The 16,765-nt window shown below is 70.2% G+C and carries 13 protein-coding genes; 10 read left to right on the top strand and 3 right to left on the bottom strand.

The window, feature by feature from the left end:
- The first annotated feature begins 54 nt into the window (after positions 1-54).
- Positions 55-1,950: a transketolase gene (locus K8625_RS00295; RefSeq protein WP_255665399.1), complete on the top strand. Its 1,896-nt coding sequence runs from the start codon at positions 55-57 to the stop codon at positions 1,948-1,950.
- Positions 1,951-1,986: 36 nt separating this feature from the next.
- Entirely contained in the window at positions 1,987-4,452 is a 2,466-nt protein-coding gene (locus tag K8625_RS00290; protein WP_223781513.1) for a WD40 repeat domain-containing protein, read from the top strand.
- Positions 4,453-4,461: 9 nt separating this feature from the next.
- Here the strand turns inward: K8625_RS00290 and K8625_RS00285 are convergent, their stop codons facing one another.
- Entirely contained in the window at positions 4,462-5,283 is an 822-nt protein-coding gene (locus tag K8625_RS00285; protein WP_223781512.1) for a hypothetical protein, read from the bottom strand.
- Between the two features lie 113 nt (positions 5,284-5,396).
- Here K8625_RS00285 and K8625_RS00280 point away from each other — a divergent pair, with 113 nt between their 5' ends.
- Positions 5,397-7,370 carry a discoidin domain-containing protein gene (locus tag K8625_RS00280; RefSeq protein WP_223781511.1) on the top strand — a complete coding sequence of 658 codons (1,974 nt, stop codon included), beginning with the start codon at positions 5,397-5,399 and terminating at the stop codon, positions 7,368-7,370.
- A gap of 126 nt (positions 7,371-7,496) precedes the next feature.
- Positions 7,497-8,360 (top strand): GRP family sugar transporter, encoded by an 864-nt coding sequence (locus K8625_RS00275; protein WP_223781510.1) that lies wholly within the window; start codon positions 7,497-7,499, stop codon positions 8,358-8,360.
- Positions 8,361-8,547: 187 nt separating this feature from the next.
- Here K8625_RS00275 and gstA read toward each other — a convergent pair whose 3' ends face one another.
- Positions 8,548-9,156, bottom strand: coding sequence for a glutathione transferase GstA (gene gstA, locus K8625_RS00270; protein WP_223751341.1), 609 nt, complete (start codon positions 9,154-9,156; stop codon positions 8,548-8,550).
- Positions 9,157-9,291: 135 nt separating this feature from the next.
- Here gstA and K8625_RS00265 point away from each other — a divergent pair, with 135 nt between their 5' ends.
- The 6 genes from K8625_RS00265 to K8625_RS00240 all read left to right on the top strand — a co-directional run bounded on the left by K8625_RS00265 (position 9,292) and on the right by K8625_RS00240 (position 15,631).
- Positions 9,292-9,687 (top strand): helix-turn-helix domain-containing protein, encoded by a 396-nt coding sequence (locus K8625_RS00265; RefSeq protein ID WP_223781509.1) that lies wholly within the window; start codon positions 9,292-9,294, stop codon positions 9,685-9,687.
- 151 nt (positions 9,688-9,838) lie between these two features.
- Positions 9,839-10,435 (top strand): hypothetical protein, encoded by a 597-nt coding sequence (locus tag K8625_RS00260; RefSeq protein ID WP_223781508.1) that lies wholly within the window; start codon positions 9,839-9,841, stop codon positions 10,433-10,435.
- Positions 10,436-10,581: 146 nt separating this feature from the next.
- A complete protein-coding gene (locus K8625_RS00255; RefSeq protein WP_223781507.1) occupies positions 10,582-11,493 on the top strand; it encodes a bestrophin family protein in 912 nt (303 codons plus the stop codon).
- Positions 11,494-11,570: 77 nt separating this feature from the next.
- The gene (locus K8625_RS00250; RefSeq protein ID WP_223751337.1) at positions 11,571-12,986 is read left to right on the top strand and encodes an MATE family efflux transporter; all 1,416 of its coding nucleotides are present in this window, start codon (positions 11,571-11,573) and stop codon (positions 12,984-12,986) included.
- 256 nt (positions 12,987-13,242) lie between these two features.
- On the top strand, positions 13,243-13,878 hold the full coding sequence (locus K8625_RS00245) for a CAP domain-containing protein (protein WP_223751336.1): 636 nt from the start codon (positions 13,243-13,245) through the stop codon (positions 13,876-13,878).
- A 340-nt stretch (positions 13,879-14,218) separates the two neighbouring features.
- Complete coding sequence (locus tag K8625_RS00240; RefSeq protein WP_223781506.1) at positions 14,219-15,631, top strand: hypothetical protein; 1,413 nt, start codon at positions 14,219-14,221, stop codon at positions 15,629-15,631.
- Between the two features lie 76 nt (positions 15,632-15,707).
- On the opposite strand, the gene K8625_RS00235 is transcribed toward K8625_RS00240, so the two are convergent.
- Positions 15,708-16,586: an aldo/keto reductase gene (locus tag K8625_RS00235; protein WP_223781505.1), complete on the bottom strand. Its 879-nt coding sequence runs from the start codon at positions 16,584-16,586 to the stop codon at positions 15,708-15,710.
- Positions 16,587-16,765 lie beyond the last annotated feature (179 nt).

The following is a 16,765-nucleotide window of genomic DNA, read 5'->3' as shown; positions in this document are numbered from 1 at the left end:
CCCGAGGCCCCGCCATCAACACCCTACGGAGGTCCCCCAGCCTGGAGAGAGACGATGGCAGACACACTGGCAGGGCTCGCGGCGCAGCTGCGGGTCGACAGCATCCGCGCGACGACGGCGGCGGGCTCCGGACATCCGAGCTCGTCCATGTCCGCGGCGGACATCGTCGCGGTGCTGTTCCAGAAGTACCTGCGCTTCGACTTCCAGCACCCGCACGCCCCGGACAATGACCGCTTCGTGCTCTCCAAGGGCCACGCCTGCCCGGTCCTCTACGCCGCGTTCAAGGCGGCGGGCGCCATCGACGACGCGGAGCTCCTGACCCTGCGCCAGTTCGGCAGTCGCCTGGAGGGACACCCCAACCCGCATGTGCTGCCGCTGGTGGACGTGGCCACCGGCTCGCTCGGCCAGGGACTGGCCATCGGCGTGGGCATGGCGCTCACCGCGCGCCTGGACCAGCGCCGCTTCCGCACGTACGTGATGATGGGCGACAGCGAGACGGCGGAGGGCTCGGTCTGGGAGGCGTTCGACAAGGCCGCACACTACAAGCTCGACACCCTGTGCGCGCTCATCGACATGAACCGCCTGGGCCAGAGCGGCGAGACGGAGCTGGGCTGGAACGGCGAGGCCTATGTCGCCCGCGCGCGTGCATTCGGCTGGCATGCGCTGGCCGTGGACGGACATGACCTGGGCGCCATCGACCGCGCGCTGGCCGAGGCCCAGGCCACGAAGGGCAGGCCCACGTGCCTCGTCTTCAAGACGGAGAAGGGCCATGGCTACTCGCTCATCGCCAACCATGAGCACTGGCACGGAAAGCCCCTGCCCGAGGACAAGGCGCGCGAGGCCATCCAGGAGCTCGGCGGCGAGCGGAACCTGCGCTTCGACGTGAGGAAGCCGGAGGTGACGAAGCCCACCGCGAAGCCCGCCGCCGGGCCGCTGAAGCTGCCCACCTACGCCACGGACGAGAAGGTCGCCACGCGCAAGGTGTACGGCGACGCGCTCGCGGCGCTGGGGGATGCCTACCCGGACCTGGTCGCGCTGGACGCGGAGGTGTCCAACTCCACGTACTCGGAGGAGCTGCGCAAGGCGCACCCGGACCGGTACTTCGAGATGTACATCGCCGAGCAGAACATGGTGTCCAGCGGCGTGGGCATGGCGGTGCTGGGCAAGCGCGTCTTCGTCAGCACCTTCGCCGCCTTCCTGTCGCGCGCATATGACCAGCTGCGCATGGCCGCCGTGTCCAACGCGACCTTGCACGTGTGCGGCAGCCACGCGGGCGTGTCCATCGGCGAGGACGGTCCCTCGCAGATGGGGCTGGAGGACCTGGCGATGATGCGCGCCGTCGCCGGCAGCACCGTGCTCTACCCGAGCGACGCCAACCAGACGGCCCGACTGATGGCCGCCCTGGTGGACCTGCGCGGCATCAGCTACCTGCGCACCACGCGCGCCAAGACGCCCGTGCTCTACGCGCCCACCGAGGAGTTCCCCATCGGCGGCAGCAAGGTGCTCCGACGCTCCGACCGGGACGTCGTCACCATTGTGGCCGCCGGGATTACGCTGCATGAAGCGCTGGAGGCCCACGCGCGCTTGCAGGACGCGGGCGTGTCCGTGCGCGTCATCGACCTGTACTCGGTGAAGCCCGTGGACGTGAAGACGCTGCGGCAGGCCGCGAAGGAGACCCAGGGTAGGCTCCTCGTCGTCGAGGACCACTGGGCCGAAGGCGGGCTCGCGGACGCGGTGCTGGAGGCCTTCTCGGACGGAACCGAGCCCTTGCCCCGCGTGAAGCGCCTCGCGGTGCGCAAGCTGCCCGGCTCCGGCAAGCCCGAGGAGCTGCTCGCCGCGGCGGGCATCGACGCGACGCACATCGTCGAGGCCGTCCACGCCCTGCGCGACACCCCGGCCTCCGAGGGCTCGCGCGCCACCGGCACGGCGCAGACCCGTCGCACCCATTGAACCCGATGGAGGGTCGCCGCGAGAATGCGGCCCTCCATGCCCCACGACCTCGCCTCCCTCACCGAGCTCTCCACCCTCGAATCCCTCCTCGCCGCCGAAGGGGTGGACGGACTGCTCGCCGCGCTCGACGACGCGCTCGCCCGGACACCCGCGGACACGCGCGTGCTGCACGAGGACGGGCCCACCGTGGGCCCCCAGACGCTCGGCGTGCTGCGCAAGGCCGTCGCGCTCGACGCGGACTTCCTGCGCGAGCACCCCGAGACCCTCTTCCAGTGCCTCTACAACCGGCTGCGCTGGTACGACGCGCCGGACGCCGCGCCCCACTACGCCACGACGGGACAGGGCCCCTGGGACGACCCGGAGGCGCACCTGTACCAGCTCGCGGCATGGTGGCGACGACAGCGCGAGGCCTCCGGCGGCGCGGCCTGGGTGGAGTCCCTGCTGCCGCTGCGTGGCGCACTGGACGGCGCCGACACGTACCTCTGGCACGAGGCCCACGTCCTGTGCGCGGCGTTCGATGCGACGGGGACGAGGCTGGCCACCGGGTCGAACAGCGACGCCGACAACGTCCACGTCTGGGACGTGGCGACAGGCAAGCAGCTCCGGGTGATGGAGGGCCACGAGATGGAGGTGCGCGGAATTGCCTGGAGCGCGGACGGCAAGCGCCTGGCCTCGGGCTCCAGGGCGCATGACGCGCGAGTCTGGGACGTGGAGACGGGCGAGCAGCTCCACGTGTTCGGGCGCCAGGAGGGCCAGGTGACGTCGGTGGCCTTCAGCCCGGACGGCACATTGCTCGCGGTGGGCAACCTGGGCTGGCGCATCCACCTGTACGACCTGGACACGGGCGAGAAGGTCCGCACGCTCAAGGGGCACCAGCAGTCGGTGTTGAGCGTGGCGTTCCATCCCTCGGGCCGCTGGCTCGTGTCGGGCGCGTCGGACGACACGGTGCGCGTGTGGGACGTGTCCACGGGCGAGCAGGTGGCGCGGCTGGACACGCAGCGCTCCGTGAGCACGGTGGCCTTCAGTCCGGACGGCGAGTGGCTCGCGTGGGCGGACCTCGACGACGTGGGCGTGGCGGAGACGAAGACCTGGCAGCGGGTGCGCGGCCTGCAGGGCCAATCGCGCTACTCCCACGTGCAGTGGCTGGGGACCTCGCGGCTGGGCCTGTTGGGATACGACCGGCTGGAGATGCTGGACGTGAAGGACGGCGCCACGGTGTGGTCGCGCCCCTATTCCTCGGATGGGCATGAGCGCGGCGCGGCCTTCTCGCCGGACCTGAGGCACTTCGCGTTGACGGCCGTCGATGGCGGCGTGCTCGTGAGCAGGCTCGACGCGCCCATTCCGCCCAGGCTCCTGTCCGAGCAGCACCGCGTGAAGCACCTGTGGGGGCGGGCCGAGGGGACCCTGGCCGTCGCGAAGCGGATGGACGGCATGCTCGTCATCGACGCCCAGGGCCGCGTGCGCGAGCCGCCCCGTGATGCCCACGACTCCGGCCTTCATCCCTGGAACCTGAGCCCGAACGAGGCGTGGGCCGCCTATCCCGTCACGCGCTACCTGGATGACGGTTGGCGGCGGGGCATCCAGCTGTTCGACGTGGCGCGCATGACGCCGACGACGGAGCTGACCGACGAGCCGCTGGAGGGGCGGGACGCGTCCCGGAAGATGACGATGGAGCAGGTGATGACCTTCTCCCCGGACTCGACGCTGCTCGCGGGCACGTTCGAGCTGGGCGTGGTGCGTGTGTGGCGCGTGGCCGACGGACGGCTGCTCCACACGCTGAAGGGCCCCGAGGCCGTCGTCACGATGGTGGAGTTCACGCCGGACGGCGCCCATGTCGTGTCGGGCTACGAGGCCCTCTCACGGCTCCAGGTGCACGACGTGAAGACGGGGCGGCTCGTGCTCGACACCCAGGCCTTGATGAAGCCCGCGGTGGCGTACACGGCGGCCGAGCGCGTGCCGCGCATCGCGGTGGGCCGGGCCACGGGGGAGCTGGAGCTGCTCGACCTGCCCGCGGGCTTCCGGCGCGTGCTCCAGGTCTCCGAGGAGCCGGTCATCGCCGCGCGGTTCTCCGCGGATGGCTCGCGGGTGGCGGTGTGTACGCTGGACGACCGGGTGCGCCTGTACGAAGCGGACACGGGGCGGCGGGTGTACGAGGTGCCGCACCCCGCGCTGCCGTTCGAGGTGGCCATGGAGGGGGACGTGCTGGTCACCCGCTCGGATGACCAGAAGACGCGCTTCTTCGACCTCGCCACGGGCGCGCCCCGGGAGGTGCTCGACGGCAACGCGCCGCCGGACGAGGTGACACGCCGCGCGTACTGGGAGGTGCTCGGCGACGCGCCCGTCGCGTTCCACCGCCGCCTGGACACCACGCCCCTGGCGCACTTCCACGACTCGCTGGAGGAGACGCTCATCCTGCGCGATGGAATCGTCGTGGCGCGCGGCCTCACCGTCCCGGACTTCCTCTACGTGCTCAAGCTCCACGACCCCACGGGCGGAGCCTGAAGCCCGCCATCACTCGCAGCCCACGCGCCGCGGGCCCACGGCCAGGTCGTCCAGCCACCAGTCCGTGGGCGTGGAGAGCCCCTGGTAGAGGAACACCCCCGCCTCCAGCACCGTGAAGTCGCGAGCCTTCTCGCGAATCAACGGTGCCTCGGTGGGCGGGTCGGAGAAGACGAACGTACGAGGCCACTTCAGCTCCACGCCGTCGAGCCACACACGGGGCTCGGCGGCCTGGGGCGCGTCACCGTTCGCGCCGTCGAAGAGCCACTCCACGCAGGCCCACCGGTCCAGCACGAGCGGCGTGTCGGAGACCTGCACCCACTCCGGGAAGCCGGGCGGCTCCGGGGGATGCCAGATGGCCATGTACTTCTCCTGGTACGTCGCCACCTCGTACCAGTCGAGCGCCTCGAACGCGGTGTCCTGGCTCCCCGGGCGCGGATACCGCGCGTTGAAGAGCCCCGCGTGCGAGGCCGGCCGCGCGGGTGTCACGTAGACGTGGACACGCCCCCAGAGCACGGGGCCGAAGTCCTTCGGGAGCTGGAAGCGCACCGTCTTCTTCGGCCCCCCCTGCTCGCCTTCGCGCCCCCCGACGAGCTGGCTCGCGTGCAGCGAATACCTGCCACCATGTGCACGCGTGGCATCCACGAGGAGCTGGCCGCTGAACTCGTCACGGAACGGTGTCCAGCCTTCCGGCAGTCGCCCCTCCTCGAAGTCCCAGCACAGGGTCCCGGGTGCCGAGCACCCCGTGGCCCCCGTCCGCTCCGAGGAGGCAGGGTGTGCACACGCGGACACGAGCAACACCACGAGCCATCCAGGAGCGACTGCGACGCGCATGTTCCCCACCTCTCGGTACCCGGGTGGACGGTACACCCGCGCAAAACACGGAGGCCATGAGACTTGCCGCGAGCGGCCCCGTTCTTCTCCAAGAGCCCGAGGAGGAGGACACCATGCGAAGGATTCCGTCTCGACTGTGCACCCTGGTGATGGGCGTGCTGCTGGGTTGTGGCACCCCCGAGGAAGCTGGCGGCCCTGAAGCCCTCTCGCGACAGGCCGCGGCCCTCGCGGAGCCCATCAACGTCACGCTCCACAAGCCCGCCACCGCGAGCGCCACGCAGGGCAGCTTCCTGCCGGAGTACGCGGTGGATGGGGACATCAACAGCGATGACTCGCGCTGGTGCCCTGGCGTCTACAACGAGACGCGCCTGTTGGACATCGACCTGCAGGGGACATTCGACCTGGTGCGCATGGAGCTCTACACGGGCTTCCGCGCCGACCGGCCCATCAAGAGCTACGAGCTGTTCTACGACGACGGCACGGGCTGGAAGCCCATCCCCGGCGCGAGCCAGACGAACAACACCAGCATCGCGGTGTCGACGACGTTCACCCAGCCGGTGACGGCGAAGAAGGTGCGATTCTCCTGCAAGGACCCGCTCGCGGACAACTGCCGCGTGAAGGAGCTGTGGGTCTTCGGCACGCCGCACGCCACCGAGGTGAACATCCCGCCGGTGGCCAACGCCGGCCCGGACCAGGCCATCACCCTGCCCACGAACAGCGTCACCTTCAGCGGCGGCGCCACCGACGCGGACGGCACGGTGGTCTCGCTGGCATGGACACAGGTGAGCGGTCCCACCGCGACGCTCTCCGGCGTCAGCACCGCCACGTTGAGCGTCACGGGACTGACGGTCGGCACCGCCGTCTTCCGGCTCACCGCCACCGACAATGACGGCGCCACCGGGACGGACGAGGTCAGCGTGACGGTGGCCCCCGCGCCCCAGACGCTCACCAACGTGGCACTCGGCAAGCCGGTCTCCGCCGGCAGCAGCAACGCCAACCTGCCGCCCTCCAACGCCGTGGACGGGAACCTCACCACGCGCTGGGAGTCCGGCTACCACTTCCAGACGCACAATTATTTCGACGTCGACCTCGGGAGCGCCCACGAAGTGCACGGCGCGACGCTGCACCTGTCCACCAGCGCGACGTCGTCCTACGCGATGACCGCGTTCGAGCTGCAGAGCTGGGACGGCGGCTGCTGGAAGACGATTCCGGGCTCCGTGGTGGAGGGCAACCCGACCAACACCACGCAGCGCTCGCTCACCTTCACCGCGCCCGTCACCACCACGAAGGTCCGGGTGGTGTGCAAGGACCAGCCCTACTGCCGACTGCGCGAGCTGGAGCTGTCGGGCCGACCCGGGGTCGCGTCGACGGCGCCCACCACGTGCGCCGCCGGACAGCAGACGCTGGTGCGCAACGTCCGCTACGACTACGCCCTGTTCCTGCCCCAGCAGTACAACGCGGACCGCACCACCCGCTGGCCGCTCATCATCGCGCTGCACGGCCTGGGCGGCGCCACGCTGGCCACGGACCGCTCCGGCGTTCTCGCCAACCCCGAGGGCCTGGCGCGGCAGTTCAACTCCGCCAGCTTCCGCGCGGCGATGAAGGCCATCGTCATCTCCCCGAACCAGCGGCTGCCGTTCACCAACTCCGGCACGGGCTGGTTCAACAACGACGCGCTGCTGGCCCTGGTCGAGGACGCCAAGAAGGACTACCGCGTGGACACGGACCGCATCTACTTCACCGGCCTGAGCGGCGGCGCCAACCGGAGCCTCGAGCAGGGCATCACGGACAACGGGCCGCTCGCGGCCATCGTCCCCATCGCCTTCACGTCCACGCCCACCAACGACGCGAACGTCTGCAACCTGAAGGCCCTGCCCATCTGGTCCTTCCAGGGCGAGTTCGACACGCCGAGCCGCCCGAGCAACCTCAAGAACTGGCTGGACACCCGCTGCGGCGCGGGCTCCAGCGCGATGCGCTTCACCGTCATCCCGGGTGGACGCCACGACGGCTCGACGTGGGACACCGCCTACGCCACGCTCGAGCTCTACGACTGGCTGCTCCAGCAGCGCCGCAGCCACCGCCCGTAGCCGGCCCTCGGGCGGAGGGACAACGCCGTCACTGTCCCCCGCCCCACATGGCGCTGCCCACGGGGCCGATTCCCGCCACGTCCTCCAGCCCTAGATTCCGGGGGGCCGTAGGCGGGGAGCATGGGGATGAGCCTGGAGAACCTGGTCGTGCTCATCCCGCCCCTGTGCTGGGGCATCCAGCCGCTGCTCGTCGCGAAGGTGGGCGGTCTTCCCAAGCAGCAGGTCCTCGGCAGCACGCTGGGCGCGCTGGCGCTGGCCCTGTTCGCGCTCAACGTCGTCTCACCGCACCTGTCGCGCACGGTGGTGCTGGCGGGCTTCGCCTCCGGCGCCTGCTGCGCGGTGGGCCAGACGAACCAGTTCCGCTCGTTCGCGCTGCTCGGCGTGTCGACGGCGATGCCCGCCATCGTCTGCCTCCAACTGCTCGGCACCTCGCTGATAGGTGTCCTGGTGTTCCACGAATGGCCCACCACCGCGAAGGTGGCGCTGGGGACGACGGGGCTCGTCGTGGTGATGCTGGGCGTCGCGATGACGTCCTACAAGGAGGTCCGCGACACCGCGAGCCCCGCCCAGCGCAACGCGGGGCTCACGGCGCTCCTGCTCTGCGGCGCGGGGCTGGTCGCCTACGTCATCATCCCCAAGTGGTTCGGCGTCAACGGCTGGGACGCCATCCTCCCCCAGTCGGTGGGCCTGTTGACGACGGCCTTCCTGCTGTCACTGCGTGGCGAGGGCCGGCCCTTCGTGAAGAAGACCTGGCTCAACATCCTCCCCGGCCTCATCTGGGCGACGGGAAACCTGGCGCTCCTGCTGGCCGACGAGCGCGTGGGCGTCACCACCGGCTTCACCGTGTCGCAGATGGGCGTCATCATCTCCACGCTCGGCGGCGTCTTCCTGCTGGGCGAGCACAAGACTCGCAAGGAGCTGGTGCTCGTCTTCATCGGCGTCGCCCTGGTGATTGCAGGGGGCGTCCTCGTGGGGCAGGCCCGCGCCTGACGGAGGGGCCTCCGGGTCCGAGCCCCCCCTCCTGGAGCAGTGGCACACCGCCATCCGCCTCCAGCGGAAGAACGACCCCGCGAAGGCGATGGAGGACCTGCGCCGACTGGTCGACGCGGGACACATCCCCCCGACGAGTACGAGTCGAAGCGGACTGAAATCCTGGCCCGGATGTGAGGCCGGGACGTCAGACGGGCAGCCCCTCGGCCTCGAGCGCCTTGCGCACCGCGGGACGCGCGGTGACGCGCTCCATGAACGCGAGCAGGTTCGGGAAGCCGGACATGTCCACCTTCACGTACTTCGCCCAGCGGGTGACGGTGTAGAGGTACGCGTCGGCGATGCCGAAGGTGTCCCCGAAGAGATAGGGACGCGTGGCCAGGCGCTCCTCGAGCAGTTGGTAGCGCTTGAACAGGTAGGCCGTGCGCTCCTCGCGCACCTCGGCCGACGTGTTGGGGCGGAAGAGCGGAGCGTAGGTCTTGTGCAGCTCGGAGTTGATGTAGCCGAGCATCTCCTGCACGCGGTAGCGCTCCAGGCTGCCCGCCGGAGGCACCAGCCCCGCCTCGGGCCGCAGGTCCGCCAGGTACTGCACCAGCGCGGGGCCCTCGGTGAGGACGTCGCCCGGCTCCAGCTCCAGCGCCGGCACATAGCCCTTGGGGTTGATCTTCCAGAAGTCACCGCCCGACTGCATGACCTTCGTCTGGGTATCGACCTTCTCGAGCTGCAGCGTGAGGCCCGCCTCGTGCGCGACGATGTGGGGGGACAGCGAGCAGGCGCCCGGCGCGAAATAGAGCTTCATCGGCTTCCTCCTGGTGGGTGGGAACGACGGCGCATGAGTAACGGGGCCGGGTTACTTCTGGAAAGTAGCGCGGATAAGGTGAGCGCACTTTCCACTCACCCCGCGGTAACTCCACTCACCTGGCGGTAAGTCCCCATGTCCCTGAAGCTGCGCAAGAGCAAGGCCCCACCGCCACCGCCCGGCTGTCCCATCCATGCCTGCATGTCGCTCCTGGGTGGAGCGTGGACCACCCATGTCGTCTGGCAGCTGTCCGGCGGCCCGCGGCGCTTCGGCGAGCTGTTGCACGACATCCCCGGCATCTCACCCAAGGTGCTCACCACGCGGCTGAAGGAGCTGACGGCGAAGGGCGCGGTGACGCGCGAGGTGCGGCCCACGTCTCCGCCCTCGGTGGAGTACGCGCTGTCCCCGCTCGGAGAGGAGCTGGTGCCGGTGCTCCACGCCATCGTCCGGGTGGGAACCCAGCTGCGCGAGGTGACCCTGGACCCACATCGCCACGAAAGGCCCACCCGCCGCGCGCAAAGACAGACCTGACCCCTCCTCGATGTGGCCCCAGGTCCAAGTGCCGTCTGGTCAATGATTGTCACGCCAGGAACCCGACAGCCTCCTTGCCCCCAGGTGTCGGCCCCCACGGCGCCAGGGCACGTATCCGTATGCTGTATGCCCATCAACCCAAGGGGCATTCATGCGTCGTCACGTGTCGGGCTTCGTCGCGGGGCTTCTCGTCATCGCGGGGTGTGGTGTCGGACCGGAAGCGCTGGAGCCGGAGCCAGGGGCCTCGACGAGCCCGGCAGAGGTCGGCGCCGCCGAGCAGGGACTGCTGACGCTGGTGACCTGCGGAGGCACGGTCATCTCCACCTTCGACCCGCCCCTGAAGAACGAACCGCAGGACGTGGTGGCCTCGGCGGGAGGCGTGCTGTCCAACTGCCTGCTCTCGGGACTGACCGCCACCTTCGTGCCTCGGACGGGCCCCATCAAGGCCGCGTCGTGCCTGGACCTCCTGCACTCCAGCTACGGCACGCTGCGGCTCATCTGGAGTGAGCCGGGAAACCCAGCCCCGGGAGAGTCCGAGGTCCTCTTCTCCGCCACCGTCATCGGGGTGGGAGACGTGGCGACGACCATCACCGACACGGGCACGGTGAGGTCGGGGAGGTTCGCGGGCGCGACCATGGTGCGGGTCAGCACCTACGCGAACGACCTGCTCGGCAACAAGTGCGCTTCGCCAGAAGGGCTCGCCACGCTCAACGGGTCCGTGACGTTCGTCCTGACCAGGCTGTTGTGAGCCCTTGGAGGCACGCCAGGGACTGCCCCGAGGTGCGCTGAGCCGACGGGCGGGGGCTCGTCCGCGCGGATGCCCCCGATGAGTCCGCCTTCAACGAGGCCGGGGCGTCCCCACCCTGCACCGGCCTCGCGTGTTACAGGGGCGGCATGATTGTCCGCCCGCGAATGCACTGGCTTCGCATGCTCTTCGTCTGGCGTGGCTCGGTCATGCCACGCATCTTCCCCCGGCTCGGCTTCTTCCTCGCGCTGGCGTGCCTGGCCGTCGTCCTGCAGCCGCTGCCCTTCAACCTGAAGTTCAACCTCCGGGAAGGTCCGCTCGGCCTGCTGGGCGTGGCGCTCGCCATCTTCCTGGGGTTTCGCAACAGCACCGCCTACGACCGCTTCTGGGAGGCGCGCAAGCTGTGGGGCTCGCTGCAAATCGTCTCGCGCTCCTTCATGCGCCAGGCCCTCTCGCTGCCCACGCCCGCCCTCTCCGCCGAGGAGCGCCGCGACGTGACGGACCTGCTCCGCGCGCTCGCCCTCACGCTCAACCACCAGCTGCGCGGCACCCCCGTGGCGCTCGACGCCCTGCCCCCGGGCGTGCGCGCGTGCGTGGAGCAGACCGGACAGCGTGCCCCCCGCGTCATCCTGGCGCTGGCGGACTGGGTGGCCCGGATGCGGCGGGAGGGACGGCTGGGCGAGCTGCTCGTCGCCCCGCTCGAGGCCAACCTGGACCGCTTCTCGGAGGTGCTCGGCGGCTGCGAGCGCATCGCCAGCACCCCCATCCCCTACGTCTACAGCGTGATGCTCCACCGCACCGTCTACATCTACAGCCTGCTCCTGCCCTTCGCCCTGGCCGGCAGCCTGGGCTGGTCCACGCCCCTGGTCTCCGTCTTCGTCACATACACGTTCATCGCGCTCGACATGGTGACCTCCGAGCTGGAGGACCCCTTCGGCACCGAGCCCAACGACTTGCCGCTCGACGCCCTGACGCGGAACATCGAGCGCGCCGTGCTGGAGCTGGCCGGCGAGCCCCTCCCTCCACCCACACGGCCCGACGACAGCTTCCTGCTCACCTGAGGCCCCACCGGTTTTTTCCGGTGTCTCCCGCGCGACACCATATTACGCTCATCATACGTCACGCGGGAGCGGGAACCATGCAGGTGAAGAGCGCACTCTCCTCGGAGGCCGAGGCCAGCGGCGAGCAGAAGGCGGGCGCCGCGGGCGCGGACATCCGGCAGGCGCTGCTGCACGGGCCCATCCTCCCCACGCTCTTGAAGCTGGCGGTGCCCACCACGGTGGTGCTGGTGGCGCAGTCCTTCGTCGGCGTGGCGGAGACCTGGTACGTGAGCTTCCTGGGCACCGACGCGCTGGCGGGCGTGTCGCTGGTGTTCCCCATCTTCATGTTGATGACGATGATGTCCAACGGGGGCATCGGCAGCGGGGTGGCCTCCGCGGTGGCGCGGGCGGTGGGCGCGCACCGCAGCCAGGACGCGGACGCGCTGGTGTGGCACGCGGTGGTGATGGGCGTGGGCCTGGGGCTCGTCTCCACGCTGCTCGCGTGGCTGGGAGGCCCCGCGCTCTACCGCGCGCTGGGCGGCGAGGCGGGGGCGCTGGACGCGGCGGTGGAGTACTCGAACTACCTGTTCCTGGGGGCCATCCCGTTCTGGGTGGTGAACCTGTTGGCGGCGGCGCTGCGAGGCGCGGGCAACGTGAAGCTGCCGGCGAAGGTGACGCTGGCGGGCGCGGGGGTCCTCGTCGTCATCTCCCCGGCGCTCATCTTCGGCGTGGGGCCGCTGCCGGCGCTGGGCATCGCGGGCGCGGGGCTGGCCATGGACCTGTTCTACCTGGGCGCCGCGCTCTGGCTCCTCAAGCACCTGGCGTCGGGGCGCACCTCGCTGCGGCTCTCGCCCGCGCGGCTGGAGGGGCGGCTCGTCCGCGACATCCTGCGCGTGGGGCTGCCCACGGCGTTCAGCGCGGTGCAGCCGAACCTCACGGTCATCATCGTCACCGGCGCGGTGGGCCTGTTCGGCGTCGAGGCGCTCGCCGGCTACGGCATCGCCTCCCGGCTGGACTACCTGCTGGTGCCGCTGCTGTTCGGGCTGGGGACGGCGGTGCTGACGATGGTGGGCACCAACGCGGGCGCGGGGCAGTTAGAGCGGGCGCGGCGCACCGCGTGGGTGGGCGCCTGGCTGGGCTTCGGGGTGACGTCGGCCATCGGACTCGTCGTGGCGGTGGCGCCCGGCCTCTGGCTGCACCTGTTCAGCCAGGACCCTGCGGTGCTCGCGCCCGGGGCGCTGTACCTGCGCATCGTCGCGCCGTTCTACGGCCTGCTGGGCCTGGGCTTCGTGCTCGGGTTCGCCTCCCAGGGCGTGGCGCGGGTCTTCTGGCCCGTCGTCGGAGGCACCGCGCGCATGCTCATCGCCGCGGGCCTGGGCTGGCTCGCCGTCTCCCACTTCGGCGCGGGCCTGCCCACCCTCTTCGCGCTCGTCTCCGCCGCCCTCGTCGCCTTCGCGGCCGTGACGAGCGTGGCCACCCTGGCCGGCGCCATCTTCCGCGAGGGGCCCCGGTAGCGCGCTTCATTCCCACGAAGTGACGCGGACAGGGGTGATGGAACATTCCGGCCGGCAAAGGAAGACAAGCCCCGTGTGAGGAATGAGGCCAGGAGCGCCACGATGTCCTGGTAAGATTTGCATCGCATTGAGCGCATGGCCCCTCGCCCGAGCAGCCGGGCGCAGGGTTCCCTCTCGACATCCCGTCGGTCCTCGCCAGGATGAGGAGACCATCTCGTCCGGAGATGGCCACACCTCTGACTCGAAAGGATTCGCGATGCGATGGAGCTCCGTCCCCCTGTTCCTGATGGGCGCCGCGCTGATGGGCGGCTGTGGTGGGCCCGAGACGCCGTCCGCGGGTGGCCCCGGTGGCGCCCCGGAGGAAGGCACCCTGATTCCTCCCATGCACGTGGAGACGGGAGGCGCGCCCTCCGGCACCGGCTCCGTCACCGCCAGCGCCATCTGTAGCGACGTGGCGACGTGGGACCCGGCCTGGGCCGCGTTCGAGGAGCAGGTCCTCGTGCTCGTCAACCAGAAGCGCGCGGCCGGGGCGACCTGCGGCGGCACGGCGTATCCCCCGGCGCCCGCGCTCACCATGAACGACCAGCTGCGGTGCGCGGCGCGGCGACACTCCAAGGACATGGGCGTCAACAACTTCATGAGCCACACCGGCTCGGACGGCTCCACGCCCTGGCAGCGCATGACGGCGGCGGGCTACTCCTACCGGCGCGCCGCGGAGAACGTCGCGGCGGGCTACGCCACGCCCACGGCCGTGGTGAACGGCTGGATGGCCAGCAGCGGCCACTGCGTGAACATCATGAACGCGCAGCTCGTGCACATCGGCGTCGGCTACTACAACGCGCCCTCCAGCACCTACAAGCACTACTGGACCCAGGCGTTCGGCGCGCCTTGAGCCTGTCGCACCCGGGCCCGCGCCTCACCGGCGGGCCCGGGGCAATGACTGCTCATCCAACGCCGTATCGCGGGATGAGTCAGACCTCGCCACCCGTTTGCCAATCAAACCTTCACGCGGCTGTAGCGCTCCTCGCCACGCGTCGGACGGATTCGTGGCGGAATGGGTTACGCCCTTTCGTCCACCGGTCGACACTCCCACCTCCCCTCGGTCGGGGAGGTCCGGGGGCTGTCTCAGGAAAAACAAACAATCCATGTCACGGGCACGAGACCTGCTTTGACAGACACCACGACCGACAATCCCTGTCGGCCGTGCCTCCTGTCTCATAAGGGGTTTCCCCATGTCATACCGTCCCACGCGGGGTCTTCTGGACCTCGTGCTGCAACCGCTGCGCTCGCTGCCCCTGTCCGTGCTCGCGCTCGGAGGCCTGCTGCTGGCCCCGATGGCCCGCGCCGCCGACCCAGACCCGCAGGCGGAGAAGGGCGCCGCGGCGACCATCACCGGGCTCTCCCTGGTGGGCGAAGGCGGACTGAAGGTCCGCATCCAGTGGGCCGACAACCAGGAGCTCCCCTCCGGCCTCGTGCTCACGTCCTACAACGGCAAGGACGAGGGGACGGCGAGCGTGGAGGTGCAGCCGGAGCCCGGCAAGGAGACGGAGATCTCGCTGGATGGCGCCATCAAGGAGTTCTGGGAGACGGGCTGGTCCCAGCGGCTGGTGCTCGAGGACAGGGAGGGCAAGGAGACCCTCCTCACGCAGCCCTACAACCTCAACCTCGACTGCCCTGACGACAAGGAGTGCCAGCTCACCGTGGCGCCGGGCGCGGGGACGAGCGGCGACGTGCTGCACGTGAGCGAGGAGCTGGACGCGGCGCTCGCCGAGGTCGCCGCGAAGGCCGGTGAGGGCAAGGAGGTCGACCTGCTGGACGAGGTCGTCGCCATCAATCCCGCCCTGCGCGGCCAGGCGGTGGCCTACTCACTGGCGCTCTCGAAGCTCCAGGTCCAGGGCCCCTGCACCTGCGTGTGGCAGGCCGTTTATGGCCAGAGCCCCTCGGGCTCCGGTTACAGCGTCTACATCAACAACAGCGGAGGCATCGTCAGCGGCACGAACGGCCCCGGCGCCAAGCACGCGCTCACCGCCCTGGGGCGCAATGGCATCTCCTACGGGTTCTCCGGCATCAGCCAGGTCAACCTCCGGCTCAACTGCTCGCGGTGGATCATCACCTATCACATCGAGTGGATCGTCACCTGGCCGGGTGGCCCGCGCTTCCCCATCCTCGTTCCCCGCCTGAGCATCGCCGCGTGCACCTCGACCTGCCGGGTGCGCTTCGACCACCAGGGCCGCATCAGCGGCTCCACCTTCGCGGCCTATACCAGCCCCGGCGCGGCCACCGCGTACGAGCAGGGCTCCTATCGCGTGGACGGCACGTATCTGTTGAACACGAGCGCCAGCAACGGCGGGTTCTTCAACCAGCTCAGTGGCGTGTCCCTGTTCTCCAACGTCGGCACCATCGGCCGCGTGGACTCCTACGGCTACGTGTATGCCTACTCCCCGACCTTCCCCTACTTCGCGTCGGCGTCCATCTCGAATGGCCACTCCATCGCCATCCACGGTCAGTCCTCCTGCCCGAACGGGCCCTATGGCCACGCCGCCGTGTGGACCTACGGCACGTCGCAGGGCACGCCGCAGACCACCAGCCTGCGCAACTCCATCCGGAACTTCTTCCTGAACTGGGGCATCTGGACCAACCCCTGAGTCCCGAAGCGGAGTGATGGCACCCCGGAGGCCAGCCCGAGCACCTGGGCCGGCCCCCGCCGGGGCGCCGTCGTCCTCAGCGGCCCGAGGCCTGGGCGTCCACCGCGGCCAGCTCGTCCTTGCTCAGTGAGAGCTCGGCGCCCGCGAGGTTCTCCTCCAGGTGCTTCACCGAGGAGGTGCCCGGGATGGGCAGCATCACCGGCGAGCGGGCCAAGAGCCACGCGAGGGCAATCTGCGCGGGGCTCGCCTGGTGCTTGCGCGCCGCCGCGTCGAGCGCGCCGCCCGGCTTCGCCAGCCCGCCGGTGGCCAGCGGGAACCAGGGGATGAAGCCCAGCTGCTCCTGCTCGCAGTACGCCAGCACCTTCTCGTGCACGCGGTCCGTGAGGTTGTAGCGGTTCTGCACCGACACCACGTCCACCACCTTGCGCGCGCGCTGGATGTCCTCGACGGAGACCTCCGACAGGCCGATGTGGCGAAGCTTGCCCTCCTTCTGGAGCGCCTTGAGCTCGCCCAGCGACTCCTCGACGGGGACCCTCGGGTCGATGCGGTGCAGTTGGAACAGGTCGATGCGCTCCAGCTTCAGGCGGCGCAGGGACATCTCCACCTCCTGGCGGAGGTACTTGGGCGCGCCCACCGGGTGCCACTGATTGGGGCCGGTGCGCACCAGGCCCGCCTTGGTCGCGATGACCAGCCCCTTCGCGTACGGGTGCAGGGCCTCGGCGATGAGCTCCTCGCTGACATAGGGGCCGTAGGAGTCGGCGGTGTCGATGAAGTCCACCCCCAGCTCCACCGCGCGGCGCAGCACGCGCACCGCCTCCGCCCGGTCCTTCGGCGGGCCCCAGATGCCGGGGCCGGTCAGCTGCATGGCGCCATAGCCCAGGCGATGGATGGGCAGCACTCCGCCCAGCTTGAAGACGCCGCTCTTTTCGACAGGTCGTGACGAGGTGCCGCTCATGGAACGCTTCCTCCTTCTCTGAAGGTAGGGCGCGTGGATAACGCCCCTGGAGGACGCCTGCTCGCCGCGATGACGGGCGACGGGGCCTGCGTCCCCCCGGGCCCTCCAGCCGGGGAGCGGGCGTGCTCGACGTGGTGCGTCGCCCTGGGGGCTTGCGGCTCCCCGATATCCTTTTCGAC

Origin of the sequence: Myxococcus sp. AS-1-15 (assembly GCF_020037055.1) — a bacterium.
Taxonomy (GTDB): domain Bacteria; phylum Myxococcota; class Myxococcia; order Myxococcales; family Myxococcaceae; genus Myxococcus; species Myxococcus fulvus.
The sequence above is the reverse complement of the archived record's forward strand: the minus strand, read 5'-3'. Positions and strand labels throughout refer to the sequence as shown.